The sequence below is a fragment of the Mesorhizobium sp. B1-1-7 genome (assembly GCF_006442705.1).
In the GTDB taxonomy this organism is placed as follows: domain Bacteria; phylum Pseudomonadota; class Alphaproteobacteria; order Rhizobiales; family Rhizobiaceae; genus Mesorhizobium; species Mesorhizobium opportunistum.
This window is the reverse complement of the sequence record NZ_VFWQ01000002.1, coordinates 154,175-170,060: the sequence shown is the minus strand read 5'-3', so window position 1 is coordinate 170,060 and position 15,886 is coordinate 154,175. Positions and strand designations below refer to the sequence as shown.

The 15,886-nt window shown below is 65.5% G+C and carries 13 protein-coding genes and 1 tRNA gene; 2 read left to right on the top strand and 12 right to left on the bottom strand.

What is annotated here, in order from left to right:
* Positions 1 to 206: 206 nt before the first annotated feature.
* Entirely contained in the window at positions 207 to 3,605 is a 3,399-nt protein-coding gene (locus FJ978_RS03385) for an acyl-[ACP]--phospholipid O-acyltransferase (protein ID WP_140570217.1), read from the top strand.
* Between the two features lie 36 nt (positions 3,606 to 3,641).
* Here the strand turns inward: FJ978_RS03385 and FJ978_RS03380 are convergent, their stop codons facing one another.
* From FJ978_RS03380 to FJ978_RS03335, 10 genes are all read right to left on the bottom strand, one after another.
* Positions 3,642 to 5,378, bottom strand: coding sequence for a sulfatase-like hydrolase/transferase (locus FJ978_RS03380; protein WP_246678037.1), 1,737 nt, complete (start codon positions 5,376 to 5,378; stop codon positions 3,642 to 3,644).
* Positions 5,379 to 5,504: 126 nt separating this feature from the next.
* Entirely contained in the window at positions 5,505 to 6,743 is a 1,239-nt protein-coding gene (locus FJ978_RS03375) for a DUF1501 domain-containing protein (RefSeq protein WP_013891333.1), read from the bottom strand.
* Between the two features lie 49 nt (positions 6,744 to 6,792).
* Positions 6,793 to 8,313 carry a DUF1800 family protein gene (locus FJ978_RS03370; RefSeq protein ID WP_013891332.1) on the bottom strand — a complete coding sequence of 507 codons (1,521 nt, stop codon included), beginning with the start codon at positions 8,311 to 8,313 and terminating at the stop codon, positions 6,793 to 6,795.
* 105 nt (positions 8,314 to 8,418) lie between these two features.
* Positions 8,419 to 8,700 carry a hypothetical protein gene (locus FJ978_RS03365; RefSeq protein WP_013891331.1) on the bottom strand — a complete coding sequence of 94 codons (282 nt, stop codon included), beginning with the start codon at positions 8,698 to 8,700 and terminating at the stop codon, positions 8,419 to 8,421.
* Between the two features lie 110 nt (positions 8,701 to 8,810).
* Entirely contained in the window at positions 8,811 to 9,266 is a 456-nt protein-coding gene (locus tag FJ978_RS03360; RefSeq protein ID WP_013891330.1) for a periplasmic heavy metal sensor, read from the bottom strand.
* Complete coding sequence (locus FJ978_RS03355) at positions 9,263 to 9,706, bottom strand: hypothetical protein (RefSeq protein ID WP_013891329.1); 444 nt, start codon at positions 9,704 to 9,706, stop codon at positions 9,263 to 9,265. The genes FJ978_RS03360 and FJ978_RS03355 overlap by 4 nt, the downstream gene beginning before the upstream one ends.
* A gap of 129 nt (positions 9,707 to 9,835) precedes the next feature.
* The gene (locus FJ978_RS03350; RefSeq protein ID WP_013891327.1) at positions 9,836 to 10,378 is read right to left on the bottom strand and encodes an RNA polymerase sigma factor; all 543 of its coding nucleotides are present in this window, start codon (positions 10,376 to 10,378) and stop codon (positions 9,836 to 9,838) included.
* Between the two features lie 45 nt (positions 10,379 to 10,423).
* On the bottom strand, positions 10,424 to 10,882 hold the full coding sequence (locus FJ978_RS03345; RefSeq protein ID WP_013891326.1) for an acid-shock protein: 459 nt from the start codon (positions 10,880 to 10,882) through the stop codon (positions 10,424 to 10,426).
* 185 nt (positions 10,883 to 11,067) lie between these two features.
* Entirely contained in the window at positions 11,068 to 11,256 is a 189-nt protein-coding gene (locus FJ978_RS03340) for a DUF2158 domain-containing protein (protein WP_013891325.1), read from the bottom strand.
* 153 nt (positions 11,257 to 11,409) lie between these two features.
* A tRNA-Thr gene (locus FJ978_RS03335) sits at positions 11,410 to 11,485 on the bottom strand.
* 288 nt (positions 11,486 to 11,773) lie between these two features.
* On the opposite strand from FJ978_RS03335, the gene FJ978_RS03330 reads away from it, so the two are divergent.
* Positions 11,774 to 12,919, top strand: coding sequence for a hypothetical protein (locus FJ978_RS03330; protein ID WP_013891324.1), 1,146 nt, complete (start codon positions 11,774 to 11,776; stop codon positions 12,917 to 12,919).
* 25 nt (positions 12,920 to 12,944) lie between these two features.
* Here the strand turns inward: FJ978_RS03330 and FJ978_RS03325 are convergent, their stop codons facing one another.
* Both FJ978_RS03325 and FJ978_RS03315 read right to left on the bottom strand, forming a co-directional pair.
* Positions 12,945 to 14,546, bottom strand: a complete 1,602-nt coding sequence (locus FJ978_RS03325) for a cisplatin damage response ATP-dependent DNA ligase (protein ID WP_140570210.1) — start codon at positions 14,544 to 14,546, stop codon at positions 12,945 to 12,947.
* A gap of 232 nt (positions 14,547 to 14,778) precedes the next feature.
* Positions 14,779 to 15,786 carry a ligase-associated DNA damage response exonuclease gene (locus FJ978_RS03315; protein ID WP_140570201.1) on the bottom strand — a complete coding sequence of 336 codons (1,008 nt, stop codon included), beginning with the start codon at positions 15,784 to 15,786 and terminating at the stop codon, positions 14,779 to 14,781.
* Positions 15,787 to 15,886 lie beyond the last annotated feature (100 nt).

Below are 15,886 nucleotides of genomic sequence, written 5' to 3'. Positions count from 1 at the left end.
CAATGGCGGTGAACGCTGTTCATTTTTCTGCTTGAACAATGTTCAGGGCGTGGTAGAGTGCGATTCTGAACGATGTTCATTTGATGAGCATCAAGCGCAGTTAGGAAGTTAACCCGCTCACGACTATCACTGGGATCGAAACAGCGCCTGCAACCCGCGGGGCCCACCGGCACAGCGTCGCAGGGTTCCGCCAAATGGAAATCGCCATGAACACGCATCTGATGTTGTCCCGGCGCTTTGCGCCTCTGTTCTGGACGCAGTTCCTGTCCGCTTTCAACGACAATTTCCTCAAGAACACATTGGTGTTCCTGATCCTTTTCACGCTGGCCGCCGATCAGGCGGCTTCGCTGGTCACGCTCGCCGGGGCCGTCTTCATGGCCCCCTTCCTGTTGTTGTCAGCGCTTGGCGGCGAGATCGCCGATCGCTTCGACAAGGCGTTGATCGCGCGCCGGCTGAAATTCGCCGAGATCGCGGCGGCGGGAGTCTCCGTCGCCGGCATCGCGCTGTCGTCCATCCCGGTGCTGATGACGGCGCTGCTGATGTTCGGCATCATCTCGGCGCTGTTCGGGCCGATCAAATACGGCATCCTGCCCGACCATCTCGAGCGCAAGGAACTGCCCAAGGCCAACGCCTGGATCGAGTCGGCCACGTTTGCCGCCATCCTCGGCGGCACGATTGCCGGCGGCGTCGTCTCGGCCGATGGCATTGGCGTCATGGTGTTCGGACCGATCATGATGGCCTTGGCCGTCGGTTGCTGGTTCGTCAGCCGCTACATTCCGGCCACGGGTTCGGCTGCGCCCGATCTCGTCATCGACAAGAACATCTTCCGCTCGACCTGGCGTCAGGTCTCGGAACTGCGCACCGACAAGCGGATCTGGCGCGCCGGACTGATGACGTCGTGGTTCTGGCTGATCGGCGCCATCGTGCTTTCGATCCTGCCGACCTTGATCAAGGATTCGCTCGGCGGCAACGAAATCGCCGTCACCGCCTATCTCGCTGTCTTCGCTGTCTCGATCGCCATCGGCTCGGCCATTGCCGCATGGATGTCGCAGGGGCGCATCGTGCTCTTGCCCGCTCCTGTCGGCACGGCGCTGCTGGCGCTGTTCGGCCTGCATTTGGCCTGGACCATCTGGAGCATGCAGCCTTCGCCCAAGGCGGAAACCCTCAGCGCATTCTTCGCCGGTCCGAACACGATCCGCGTCGCGATCGACCTTGCCGGCATGGCCATCGCCAGCGCCTTCCTGGTGGTGCCGACCTTCGCCGCCGTGCAGGCCTGGTCGCCCGAAGCCCGCCGCGCCCGCGTCGTCGCAGCCGTGAGCATCGTCAATGCCGGCTTCATGACGGTGGGCGGTATCGTTGTCGCCCTGATCCAGACGAAAGTCTCCACCGGCGGCATCCTCTTCGGCCTCGCCGCGGCTAACGCCGTCGCCGCCTGGCTGATGCTGAAATATCTGCCGACCAACGCCTTCCGCGACTTCGTCTCCATCCTGTTCCGCGCCTTCCTGCGCCTGGAGATAGAGGGCATGGAAAACCTCAAGGCGGCCGGCAAGGCACCGATCCTGGCACTCAACCATGTCAGCTTCCTCGACGGTCCGCTGGCGCTGACGCTGACCGACGAGGAGCCGGTCTTCGCCATCGACTACACCATTGCCCAGGCCTGGTGGATGAAGCCGTTCATGAAGCTCGCCCGCGCCTTGCCGCTCAACCCGGCCAAGCCGATGTCGACCCGCACGCTGATCAAGATCGTGCAAGGCGGTGATCCGCTGGTCATCTTCCCCGAAGGCCGCATCACCGTCACCGGCGGGCTGATGAAGGTCTATGACGGCGCCGCCATGGTGGCGGACAAGACCGGCTCGATGGTCGTGCCGATCCGCATCGACGGGCTGGAGAAAAGCCCGTTCTCCCGGCTGACGTCGCAACATGTGCGCCGCCGCCTGTTCCCGAAGGTCAAGGTGACCATACTGGAACCGGTCAAGCTGGAAGTGGCGCCGGAGCTGAGGGGCCGCCAGCGGCGTGCCGCGGCGGGCGCTGCCCTCTATCAGGTCATGTCGGATCTCGTCTTCCGCACCCAGGATATCGACAAGACGGTGCTGGAAAAGGTCATCCTGACCGCGAATGAACGCGGCATGAAACGGCTCGCCGTGCAGGATCCGGTCACCGGCTCGCTGAGCTATGGCAAGCTGCTTACGGCCGCCGCCGTGCTTGGCGAGAAATTCGAGACCCTTTATGCCGACCAGCAGACGCTCGGCATCATGCTGCCCAACGCCAACGGCTCGTGCGCCACACTGCTTGGCGTCATGTCGGCCGGCAAGGTGCCGGCGATGATCAACTTCACCGCCGGTGCCGCCAACATCCTCTCCGCCTGCAAGGCGGCCGATGTGCGCACCGTGCTGACCTCGCGTGCCTTTGTCGAACAGGCCAAGCTTGGCGCGGTGGTCGAGGAGATGGGCCGGTCTGTCGACATCGTCTGGCTCGACGACCTGCGCGCAACCATCGGCCTCAAGGACAAGCTGCTTGGCCTGTTGCGCAAGAGCACGCCGCGGGTCGCCCGCAAGGCCACCGACCCGGCGGTGATCCTGTTCACCTCAGGCTCGGAGGGTACGCCGAAGGGCGTCGTGCTCACCCACCGCAACATCCTGGCCAATGCCGCGCAGGCGGCCTCGCGGATCGACTTCCACTCGGGCGACAAGGTGTTCAACGTCTTGCCGATCTTCCATTCCTTCGGCTTGACGGCCGGCACGGTGCTGCCGCTGATTTCGGGTGTGCCGGTCTTTTTCTACCCATCGCCGCTGCACTACCGCATCGTGCCGGAGCTGATTTATGCATCCAACGCAACGATCATCTTCGGCACCGATACGTTCCTCAGCGGCTATGCGCGCTCGGCGCACCCCTACGACTTCCGCTCGATACGTTATTGCTTTGCCGGCGCGGAACCCGTCAAGCCGTCGACCCGCATGACCTATATGGAAAAGTTCGGCGTGCGTATCCTGGAAGGTTATGGCGTCACCGAGACCGCGCCGGTGATCTCCATCAACACGCCGATGTACAACCGTTCCGGCAGCGTCGGCAAAATCATGCCCGGCATGGAGTATCGTCTCGATCCGGTGCCGGGTGTCGACGATGGCGGACGGCTGCATGTGCGCGGCCCCAACGTGATGGCGGGCTATTTGCGCGCCGAGAAGCCGGGCGTGCTCGAACCGCTGCCGGATGGCTGGCATGACACTGGCGACGTCGTCTCGGTGGACGAGGGGTTCATCACCATTCGCGGCCGCGCCAAGCGCTTCGCCAAGATCGGCGGCGAGATGATCTCGCTGGCCGCCGTCGAGGCGCTGGCGGGTGAATTGTGGAAAGGTTCGCTATCGGCCGTTGCGGCTGTGGCGGATGCGCGCAAAGGCGAAAAGCTGATCCTGATCACCGAGGCTCCCGGCGCCACACGCGCGGATCTCCTGGCCTTCGCCAAGGCGAACGGTGCCATGGATCTGATGGTGCCCGCCGAAGTACGCATCGTCCCGAAAGTGCCGGTGCTCGGTTCCGGCAAGCTCGACTTCGCCGGCGTCACCAGGCTTGTGCAGGGAGAGCCGGTCGCCAAGGTCGAGGCCGCCTGATCAAGGCGGCACGCTCGACGCTGCGCCGAAGACGGTCTAGCGAGCTTCAGCGGATTGGAGCGGCACAAGCGCATGCAGTGGCGCGGCCTGCGGGAAAAGGTGCAGCAGGCCTGAATCGACGCGCCGCCGCAGATGCGCATCCACCGCCGCCCGATCGCTGCAGCTATGGAAGCTGCCGCCGCAATGGTCGCGCAGGCGCACCAGATCGGCCATGACGGGCGACATCGGCAGGCCGGCGGCATCGAGCAGGCTGGCGCCGAGGAAGCCGACATCGAGCGGTGCCATCCCGGGCATCGGATGCTTGAGCGGATGGTTGAAGGTGGTGAGCGTGTAGAAGGTGCGGTAGGCAATCGAATCCGGCCTGGCCAGTGCGTCGCCGCCAGCGATCGCGTCGACGAACGGCTTGGTCGCCGACGACTGGTGATCGCCGAATTCGAGCACCACGGCGCCACGCTCCCCGACATCCGCCTCGCGGCCGGCGAGGAAGTCCTGGAAATCGCCGCGCGCCACCGCCATCCGGCGCAGATATTCGCTGACCTGGACATCGTCCGAGAAAGGTTCTCCGGCAACCTTCAGCTCGGGCTCCAGTCGCCCCTCATAGGGCGAGTGCGGAAACATGGTCTGGATTTCGAGGAACAGCGGCCGCCCGTCCTCCTTGCGGTGGCGGGCGATGAACGCCTCGGCCGCGTGGTAGTAGAAGTTGTCGCGCAGGTGATAGAAGGGCGCCGCGATGGCTTTGATGTCGAGGACGGTTTCGAAACCGATCGATTTCAGGAACGGCCCTTCATTGACGAAAGTGAAGTCCATCGGCGTCATCACGGCGGTTCGATAGCCGCAGCGCGCCAGCACTTCCGGCAAGGCGCCGGCAACCTTGTCCTGCAGCGTGATCGTCAAATAGGGGCTTCGCCAGCCGAAATCGGTGGCTGAAAGGCCGGTCATCAGCGACAGATTGGTGATCCAGGTGCCGCCGCCAAAGGTCTCGACCTGCATTGGATGTGGCGTGCCGGCTCCGGGGGCGAACCTCTGCAGGAATCCCGCACCATTGCCGACCTGCGGAAAGTTGCCGGGATCGGACTGGCTTTCGCTGAGCACGAAAAAGACATCGGGAAGATGAGCCCGGTCGCCGCAGTCGACCGTGTCGGCGAAAGGCGTTTGCGGCGCAACCGCCTGCAGCCGCTTCTCGAAGGCCGGCTCGGCGACCAGATTGCGCAGGTCGAGCAGCGAGACAAAGAAGGCCGACATGTGCCGGCCCTGCATATAGTAGAAATAGCGGTCCTTCGAGGCTTCGGCCGGAAAGGTCAGCGGCACCAGGACGACGAGCGCCGCCATGATCAGCACGCGCACCGATACCGGCCAGCCAATTTTCCGGTCGAACCGGAACAGCACGATCGCCGCCGCGATGCCGAGCGCCAGCGCAATGACGACCGGCACGATGAGATGGAGGTAGGAGCCGAGCAGGAAGCGATACACTTCCGCATCCCTCGACACGAAGACCGCGTCGTAGAAGTGCAGCGAAAATCCCTTCATGCGGAATTTGATCGCCGAAACCGCGGTGATGAAGGCAACGCTCATCCAGGCGAGATAGACGGAGAAGGCAAGACGCCCGCAAGCCAGCAACAGAAGCCCGGCAAGGGCCGCCACCAGCGCCAGCGAGAACGGTACCGACAGCCATTCATGCTCGGCCCGGCCGGCGGCGAAAATCCCGGCAAGGCTGACCAGGACCAGGGCCAGCGGGTGGCAGAATAGCCGAACAAGTCGTTGAAGCTGAACCACAGATTTTCCCATCGATATGCCTCAGCATGGTTTGGGAAACTCTTCGAATATTTGCGCGGGAAGAACAAATGTATAGTGAATTTAACCTTAATCCTGGGTGGCAGGGTTTCGGGAGCGGCACCCGCTTCAGGCGATGAGATCCCGCATCGGCTTCACCGCGGCGGACTCCGGAAACACCTTGTCGCCAAGTATCGCGGCGGAAAGGCCGAACTGGTCGGCGAGCAGGCCCTTCAGCACCGCCCTGACGTCGCTGGTCGGCGCCAGGTCGCGTTGCTCGAAGAGCTGAGCCGGCTTCAATCCGGGCCAGTCGGCGATGACGCGGCCGCCCTTGATCGCGCCTCCGGCCAACAGCACCACGGTGCCGGTGCCGTGGTCGGTGCCGACCGTGCCGTTGATCTGCGCCGTGCGCCCGAACTCGGTGATGGCGACGATCGCGGTGTCCTTCCAGCGTTCGCCGAGGCCCTTTTCGAATTCCTCGAAGGCGCCGTCGAGGCCACCGAGCAAAGTGGCGAGCCGGCCGGTCGCGCCGCCCTCGTTGACATGCGTGTCCCAGCCGTCGAAGGCCAGTGCCGCGACGCGCGGCCCGTCATCGGCCGCGATCAGCCTGGCGGAGCCTTGTGCCGCCTGCCGCATGCCGGCGGCGCTGTCGAGGCCGCCTTTAGGCTTCATCGCCTTCGCTCCCATCTGGTCGTCGAGCGCCATCTTGTCAGTGTCGAGCCCATTTCGCAGCGCCACCGCCAGCACCGGGTCGCGATGCTGATAGAGATCGAGAACCCGTGCCGCGAGGTCGCCGGCCGGCGCCGGCAGCGATTGCGGCGCCCAGCCGAGCACAGGGGCTGCGCCGCGGATCACCAACGGTGTCGACGGGCCGACGGCCAGACCGCCAAGCGTCGCCACACGATCGCCCGCCGGCAGGCTCTCGAGCGCCCGGTTGAGCCAGCCGGTGGCGACATGGCCGGGGCCAGCAAAGCCGCTTTCCAGCACATCCTGGCCATCGAAATGCGAGCGCTCGCGATAGCCTGTCGCTGCCGCATGCACCACCGCTGCCTGGCCGTCCTTGAACAGCCTGGCGAATACCGGCATCGCCGGATTGACCGCGAAGAAACCGTCGAGCGGCAGCGCCGCGTGCGGGCCGGCGAGCGATAAGGCGATGTCACCGTGCAGGCCGGCATAGTCCGGATCGCCCACAGGACCGACCGCCGAGAGGCCGTCGAGTGCGCCTCGCAGGACGATGACGATCAGGCGCGGGTCGCGATTGTCGGCGGCACGCGCGAAGCGGGGCAGGTAGGCCCAGGCAAACAGCGCGCCGCCGGTCATCAGCATGGCGCGGCGCGAAGGGTTGGGGACCTCACACAGCAGGCTCATGGCATCATCTCCATGGGAATTGTCCGCACCAAAACGATCTTCGCTCGCGCTATCGTCGCTGGAATTCCGACGCCATCATGAGCAGCGCCAGGCCTTGTTGCTTGGACTCGGCGCGGGCCACCGCTTGCCGCGTCTCCGGTGACGCGGAGGGACCGATGACGGCGTCGAGCATGTCGCTGGGATTGCCGATATCTCTGGCCTGCCGGGCCGCCTGCCAGGCGATATCGAGGCGGACCTTCATGCCTTCCGCCGACGCCCAGCTGGCGGTCAGGTCGGAAAACCCATTCGGTCCCGGCGGCTGCCAGAGCGGCTCGCCCAGCGCGTTGAGCCAGGCGAGCGACTGGCCGGGATCGTTCGGACCCGGGCCGGCCGCTCTTCGGATGGCGGCGACATAGTCGACTGGCGAGCGCATCTTGGCCAATGGCGTCGACCAGGCCTCCGGCATGTCGATGAGCGCCGCCGCCAACGCCCTGAGATTGCCGTCGCTCTTGGCGAAAACCTTGGCGAGGCGCGCGACCGCCGCCGCTGGCGGGTCGTCCGATATGAAATGGCGGGCGAACTTCGTGGCGATGTGCCGTGCCGTCGCCGGATGGCGGGCGATATCGTCGAGCGCGGCCTCGGCCTGGCCCATGCCGCCGGCCGGATAGGTCTTGCCGAGCAGCACCGCGTCGCCCGGCTCATGCGCATTGGCATTGAAGACGGAACTGCCGGGTTCGCCCAGCCGTCCTTCCCGTCCGGCCATCGTCCAGCCGGTCAGGATGCGGGCGAAGCTGGTGACGTCGGCTTGGGTATAGCCGCTGCCGACGCCGAGCGTATGCAGTTCCAGGGTTTCACGGGCGAGGTTCTCGTTGAGGCCGCGCTTTCGGTTCTTGCCGGCACGGGAGTCCGGGCCGATCGATTGCTGGTTGTCGAGATAGAACAGCATCGCCGGATGCCGCTCCACCGCCATCAGCATGTCGGCGAAGCGGCCGAGCACGAAGGGCCTGATCGCTTCCCGTTCGAAGGCACCGGCGCTCGCCCGCACGATGTTGTCTTTCGCCACGGAGACACAGAAATGGTTCGACCAGAAATAGACCAGGCGTTCGACAAAGCCGCCTTGCGCCCGCAGCGCCTTGTCGAAGCGCGCCTGTGCTTCGGCCCGAAACAGCGTGGCCTCGACCGGCGGTACGGGTTTGGTCGGAGCTGCGGGAGGCGGTACGGGTGGGGCAGGCATAATCGGAGCCGGCGTGGTCTGGGCGCGCATGTTCTGGGCCGGCATGTTTTGGGCGTTCGCCGTCGCCGGTTGCCCCACGGCGGCAGCCATACGCTCGCGGTCGAGCTTGCGCTGGAAATTTGCCGCCATGCTGGCCTGGATGGCTGACGTGCTGCCCGGCAGGTTCGGATAGGCTGGATCGTCAAGTGAAATCATGGCGATGTCGGGCTGCCGCAGTTCCGCCTTCAGGTAGCCGCGCGGGTCGCCGGCAATCCTGTCGCGGTCGCCGGGCCTTGCCCCTAGCCCGAAACGGTTGAACACGACGAGGACTGGATCTGGGACTGGATCTGGCGGGGAATTGGAGGCCGGGATAGCCAAGTCAGCTCTCCATTGCTTGGGTTCGCGCGCGAGGCGCGAGAGCCCGTTCGAGCCGTTTCATGCTGTTCAACTAGGGGCCGACGCGGCTGGCCGGCCCCGAGGCTCCTACCAGCGATGCCAGCGGTGCCAGTGGCGGTGCGGATGCCAGCCGTAGTAGGCCGGTCCATGCCAGTAGCGATAGCGCGGGTAGACCACCACGCGATTGGGGACGCAGCGACCCCAGGGATTGGGATGCCAGCCGGGTCCGCAACCCCAGGCGACGTGCTCGACCAGCGCGGCTGGCTGGGCAAGCGACACAATTGGCATTGCCGAGGATGCCGCAACCGTCGCGACCGTTCCGGTCACGGCAAGGGCGGCGGTGATGGCGTATTTTCTCAGTTGGTTCATGATCGTACTCCGAATGGTCCCAAAGTTGAGAATCTGCCCGCACCACGCGGGGTCGGCAGATCCCGCCCTTCGCTTCGTTAAACGGCGGCTTCGGCATTTTCCGTCGGTCGTTACGGCGATTTTTTTGGCGTGGCGGATGGTTGCTGCCCGGCGCGTCTTGTCAGCCCTTCGGCCAGCACGCTGCGCTCATCGGCGGAGCCTGCCGCCGCGAATTCGATGATGCGCTGCTCCAGCCGCGTGCGCACGGTGATGTCGGCATTGCGGGCGCGCTCCAGTGCTGCCGACAAAGCCGCGGTGTCGAGGACGGGCTGCCGCAACAGGTCCGCCGCCTCGCGCCTCGCCTGCTGGCCGTCGAGGATGATGTCGCGCGACTCGCGGCGGACTTCACGCAGTGCCTTGCGGAACAGCATGCGCTCCTGATCGGGAAGCCGGCCGCCGGCCGCTTCCAGCGAATAGCCCTGGGCCGGCTTGCCGCTTCTTATCCAGACGGCTCCGCCGGCAAGCGCGCCGGCCAGGAAGACATTCAGCACCACCGACGCGATGAGGAAATTGCGGCCTGTGCTCATAGGTCTTCCTCGATCGTGTCGTCGGGCCCGGCATCGCCGAACGCCGTCGCGTTGGCATCGAGTACATAGTGGTCGGGCTGAACCTCCGGCGTGACGACGGTCACCAGGGCCAGCCCCGCGACGGCGCCGGCAAGACCGATGCCCGCAAGTCCCATCCCCACCCACCAAAACCGCTGGCGCCGACGCCGGGTGAGATGTTGGCCGGCAGTCCGCAGGATGGCGTCGTGCAGTGCCTTGCCTGGGTGCGGGACGCTGTAGCGGTCGAGCAGGGCATCGAGCCTGCCGGCGTGCCCCGAAATAGCCTGGCCCGCCTCGCTTGAAGCGAATGCGGTCGCCGCCTCGCGTTCGGTTTGCGGCCATCGGCGCAAGTCGCTGCCATAGGCCGCGGCCAGTGCCGCGAAGCGTTTGGCGTCCATCGCCCGACTGTTCTCTTCGGTCATCTATTTTCCCCTTGCCCAAAGGTGCCGCGTGCCCCGATGGAAACCGGTGCCCGCCCGGCAAGCTGCGACAGAAGCCGCGCGTTCGTGGTCGTGCGTGTCTTGGTTATGCCTTTCTCAGTCATGCCCTTCTCAGTCATGGACACCATCCCTGGCCAGGATCATCTGCAAAGCCCGCCGGCCGCGCGAAAGCAGGCTTTCCAAGGCATCGACGCTGATCTCCAGGGTCGCGGCCGCCTCCATGTTCGACATCTCCTGATAGTAGACCAGGACGATCGCCTCGCGCTGGCGCGGCGCGATCGCCTGCAGGGCCTGCTCGACGCGAAACGCGTCTTCCCGCGGATGGGCGTCGGGAAGCGGCGCCGGGTCGGCCACGTCCGGCACATCGTCGGTCACCCATTCGCGGCGCCGGCGCAGCCGGTCGTAGCACAGGTTGAGCGTCACCCGGTGGATCCAGGTGTCGAAGCGTGCATTGCCGCGCCGCCAGCTCGATGCGTGGCGCCAGATGCGCACGAAGGTTTCCTGCGCGACATCCTCGGCCTCCGCCGCGTCGCCCAGCATGCGCGCGGCCAGCGACAGTATGCGCGGCAGCTTGCGCGCGACGAGCGTCTGCACCGCCGCGGGATCGCCAGCACCGACCCGACGAACCAACTCCTCGTCCGGATCGGCGCTCATCGGCTGGCGCGCTCCCGATATTCATCACGCTTCATGGCCTCTTGGTCATTGCTCCGGCTTGGGAGCGGATTTGTGACCTGGCCTCTCGTCGGCCGTCAGAACGCCATCGCCATTCTTGTCCAGCTTGGCGAAGCGCTTGGCGAAGAAGGCATCGAGTTCGGCGCGATCGATGAAGCCGTCATGGTTCGAATCGATGCGCGCGAAGGATTTGGCGGGATCGCCCTTGCCGTTGTGCTTGGCCTGAAAGGCTCCCCACTCTGGCTGGCTGATCTTGCCGTCGCCGTCCGTGTCGGCGGCCATGATCGCCTTCTCCCGCCGCTTCTGGAACTTGGCCAGGGTGAGGTCGGGCTTGGCCTTCGGCGCGGCGGGGGCGGCAGCCGGCGGCGTGGCGGCAGGCGGCGTGGTGGTTGGGGGCGCGTCGGCTGGGGGCTGCGTCGCCGTCTGGGCGAAGGCGGCCACGGTCAGCAGGCTCAAGGCAGCGACAAGGATCGAACTGCGTATCATGGTCGGCATCTCCGGTTGGCGCGTTGGCCACGGCCTGTGCCGAGGTCACGCTTCAACCGTTAAACGCCGCGACGGCGGAAATCCGTCGGTCGCTCTGCGCCGATCATGCCGATTGTCCGCGACATCGCGACAGCGCTGGTTCCGAGAGCCGTGGGAATGCCCCTGATCCGGCCCCTGGACAGGAATTATGTCGATTGGTCGGCGGCCACCAACTGGTCCGATTTGAAACCCGCATGTTGGGGTGTCCAGACGTCGCCTTCCTTGTTGAACCAATGGCACAGATACACGCCGGAAGCGGCACCGTCGCTGACTGTCATCTTCGGGCCTCCCGACTTCAGCTTGACGACGTCTCCGGTCTTGAAAGTGTTGGGCATTTTCGACCTCCCATGCTGACGTCTGGGAGTTTCCCACCAAACCCGAGTCGCGACAATGGCGGATGTGGGTTGCCGGCGTCTCGATCCACTGCACAGGCAGTGACGAAGGCGCTGGTTACGGCACGTGGCAGGACGACATGAGCGGAGCGTAACTGGTGCCGCTTGCGTGACTCGAACACGCGACCCCCGCATTACGAATGCGGTGCTCTACCAACTGAGCTAAAGCGGCCCGGGAGGCCGAAGCCATCCAAGATGGGCTGGGTGATAGACGCAACCGGCCGCGAATTCAAGATGCGACTTGGCAAATCATTGAGGAGCGTCCATTGCGATGAAAACCGGGTTCACGCGTCCCCAAGCGTGAAAATCGCCGCGATATTCCGATTTTGTTTGCCGGAATATCGCGAAGATGGACTTTCGACAGCCCGTCGAGGCAGAATGCGGCTGCCCGCCCGTTGATTGATTGGTCGCCTGCGGCTAACCATCACGCCAGGTTAGGCGATTTGCAGAGGGATTTCGCTTGGACGCGATCGAAAAAGCGATCCGGAACGCCTTGGAAAAGGGCAATGCCGAGGACCGCGCGTTCCGCGAGCGGGTCTACCGGTCGGCCTTTGCCGCGCTTGACCGTGCGCTCCAGGCCAATCCCGGCGTGACCGTGGAAATGGCCATCAAGCGCCGCAAGTCGATCCAGGCGACAATCACCGAAATCGAATCCGAGTTCCTGCCGGCGGTGCCGGATGTTGGCCTGGAGGTCGACGCACCGGCGGCCGAGCCCGCGCCCGGTGCGGCGCCCGCGATCGAGATCGGCGACAAGTCGCCATCGCCCGCTGCCGCCGTCGACAGCCCTGCGCAGCCCGCGTCCGACGCGCCGCGCTCGCGCGTGCTGCCGGTCGTTCCCGACATCATGCCGGACGCGACGCTCCCCGGTGCGCCGGCTATCGACATGTCCGCCCCCGCCACGTCCGGTGCCGCGACGGAAGTGGCGCCCGACCGCGACGAGCGGCGCATTCGCGGACGCCGCCTGCCGCTGACCGCCATCTTCCTCACCGTGACCGTGCTTGCGGCCGTAGGCATCGGCTTGTTTTTCGCCATGCAGACCGGCGTGTTCAAGACGGCGGCGCAGCTCGATACGGCGCCACCTGAAGCGCCGCCAACGGTCGAGGACGATGATTTCACCCCGGCCGATGGCGCCAACGCACCCGCAAAGCCGGGGTCCGCGGACCAGTCGCGCGACTGGATCAATGTTTTCTCGCCGACCGACCCGACGCATGTCGCCGCTCCCTCGGACGCCAAGGCCGAGGTGATGAAGGACGACAGCGGGCCGTTCCTGCGCATCCAGTCCGGCGCCTCCGGTTCGGCGGTTGCCTTCGACGTCGGGCAAGGCGTGCTGGAGAAACTCGCCGGCAAGCACGCCGTGTTCGACATCCTCGCCCGCGCCGAGGACGGCAAGGACACGCAGATCTCCGTCGACTGCAATTTCGGCGAGCTTGGCGACTGCGGCCGCAAGCGCTACGCGGTCGGCCAGCAGCGCAACGAATATCTGTTCGACGTGAAATTCCCCGACAAGCGTCCAGGCTCGGCCGGAACCATCGCCATCAATTCCGATTTCGACAAGCAGGGCAAGGCGGTCGATATCTACGAGATCCGCGTGTCGATCGAGCCCTGAACGGAGGCTTCTGCCGTAAAGTGATCTATCGGTCGAGCAGTGCCTGCAGCGTCTCGATTCGGTCGGCCTCGTTGGCCGGCTTGTCCCAGCGCAGCCGCGAAATGCGGGGAAAGCGCATGGCGACGCCGGATTTGTGCCGGGTCGAGCGGTTGAGCCCTTCGAAGGCGACTTCCAGCACCAGCCCATTGTCGCGGTCGGCCCGCACCGAACGCACCGGCCCGAAACGCTCGACCGTGTTGTCGCGGACATATTTGTCGATCTGCCTCAGCTCCTCGTCGGTAAAGCCGAAATAGGCCTTGCCGACCGGCACCAGTTCCTCCTCGCCCTCGGTTCCGGACCAGACGCCGAACGTGTAGTCCGAGTAGAAGCTCGACCGCTTGCCATGGCCGCGCTGGGCATACATCAGCACCGCGTCCACCGTGTGCGGGTCGCGCTTCCATTTGAACCATGGGCCTTTCGGCCGGCCGGCGACATAGGCCGAATCCCAGCGCTTGAGCATCACCCCTTCGATGATCGGGTGCGGCGGCGCCCGGCGCAGGTTCTCCAGCGCCTGCCAGTCGGTGAAGTCGACGAAGGGCGACAGATCGAAGCGGCTCGGGTCGAGCGTTCCCATGAAGGCTTCGAGGCGGGTGCGCCGTTCGCGGAAAGACAATCCGCGCAGATCCTCGCCGCCGATCTGCAGCAGGTCGTAGCAGCGCATGAAGGCCGGGTATTGCTGCTGCATCTTCGGGGTCACCGTCTTGCGGTTCAGCCGCTGCTGCAGGTCCGAAAAGGTTCCTGTCGCCTCTCTGGGATCGCCGACCAGCAGCTCGCCGTCGAGTGTCGCCGAAAAATTCATGGCGTCGGCAAGGTCGGGAAAGGCGCCGGAGACATCGTCGCCGGTGCGCGAATAGAGCCGGCGGACGCCGCCTTCGGCCACCGCCTGGACGCGGATGCCGTCCCATTTCCATTCGGCCGCATAGTCAGCCGGATCAAGCTTTTCGAGATCGCCGTCGCCGATCGGGTTCGACAGCATCACCGGGCGGAACAGCGCCAACGCGGTGTTGCGCGGTTTGTCGGCCTTGCCCTCCAGCCAGGCGAACAGCGCCGTGTAAGGCGGCGACAATCCGTGCCAGAGCTCCTCGATCTCGGCGATATCGACCTTGCCGAAATCCGCCAGCGCCTGTTTGGCGAGCCGCGCCGACACACCGATGCGCAGGCCGCCGGTGACCAGCTTGATGATGGCGAAGCGCGCCGAGATGCCGGCGCTGTCGAGCAGCCCCGCCAGTATCTTCGGGCCGTCGGAGCGGCTCGCCGCCTGCAGTTTCGCCACGACCTCGCCAAGCGTCGGCTCGCGGTTCGGGATGTGCCCCGGTGTCTGCGGCCAGACCAGCGACACCGTTTCGGCGAGATCGCCGACATAGTCATAGGAATAGCCGAACAGCACGGGGTCCATGCGTTCCGTGACCAGGGTGCGCAGCATTGCCGGCTTGATCGCCGCTATGTTGAGGTCGCCGGTGATGGCGGCCAGCGCCAGGCCGCGGTCCGGGTCCTCGACGCTGCGGAAATAGTCGGTCAGCAAGGTCAGCTTGCCATTGCGCGACGGCGTCAGCACCAGGCGGTCGAGAAGCTCGGCGAAGCGGTTCATGGTGACACTGGGCGAGCATGGCGCTTCGGCACACCCCCCTCTGTCCTGCCGGACATCTCCCCCGCAAGGGAGGAGATTGGCAGCTTCGATGCCGGCACTTTCCTTGCGCCGTTGGCGATTGGCGAAAGCGGTGGTGACATCCGATCTCCCCCCTTGCGGGGGAGATGGCCGGCAGGCCAGAGGGGGGTGTGAAGGATCGCGACGCCGGCGATTAGTTGATCAGCAACTAACATCAATCGCCCTCGTCCTCATACCCCACCAGATGCAGCGGTCTCGCGGCGATGCCTTCCAGCTCGCACCAGCGCACCAGCGCTTCCTCGCGGCCATGGGTGACCCAGATTTCCTCGGCGCCGGTCTCCTTGATGGTGGCGGTGAGCTCGTCCCAGTCGGCATGGTCCGAGATGATCAGCGGCAGCTCGACGCCACCTTGCTTGGCGCGCTGGCGGATGCGCATCCAGCCTGACGCGAAGCATGAGATCGGATCGGGAAAACGCCGCGCCCAGCGGTCGGCGAAAGCCGCCGGCGGGCCGACCACGATGGCGCCGGCAAAATCCCCCTTGCCGTCTTCCACCGTCGCCGGTTCGAGTATCCCCAGCTCGATGCCCTGGCTCTGATAATAGTCGCTGAGCTTGGCCAGCGCGCCATGGATGTAGAGCGGCTTGTCGTAGCCGGCGTCGCGCAGCAGCCGCATCACCCGCTGCGCCTTGCCCAGCGCATAGGCGCCGACCAGATGCGTGCGCTCCGGGAATTGCGCGGCCGATTTCAGCAGGCGGGCGATCTCCTCCGTATCGGGCGGATGGCGAAACACCGGCAGGCCGAAAGTCGCCTCGGTGATGAACACGTCGCAGCGGATCGGCTCGAACGGCGCGCAGGTCGCATCCTTCTGCCGCTTGTAGTCGCCGGAGGCGACGATGCGCGTGCCCTGGTGGTCTACGCATATCTGCGCCGAACCCAGCACATGGCCGGCCGGATGGAAGCTGACGTCGACGCCATTGAGGACGATCGTCTCGCCAAACCGCGCCGCTTGCGTCGTTCCGGCAAAATCCTCGCCATAGCGCAGGCCCATGATGTCGAGCGTCTGCTGCGTCGCCAGCACCGAGCGGTGGCCGGAGCGTGCATGGTCGGAATGGCCGTGCGTGATCAGTGCCCGGTTCACCGGCCGCACCGGATCGATGAAGAAATCGCCCGGCGGGCAGTAAAGGCCCTCGGGCCGGGGTTGAAGCAGGTCGCTGGCGCGCATCGCCCCAAGATATGATATAATTCCGCCACGGGAAGCCTGTTGCCGGAGACTGCTGACTCCCCGTCAAAACATGACTGGCCAGTTCAATTCGGCTCTTGTT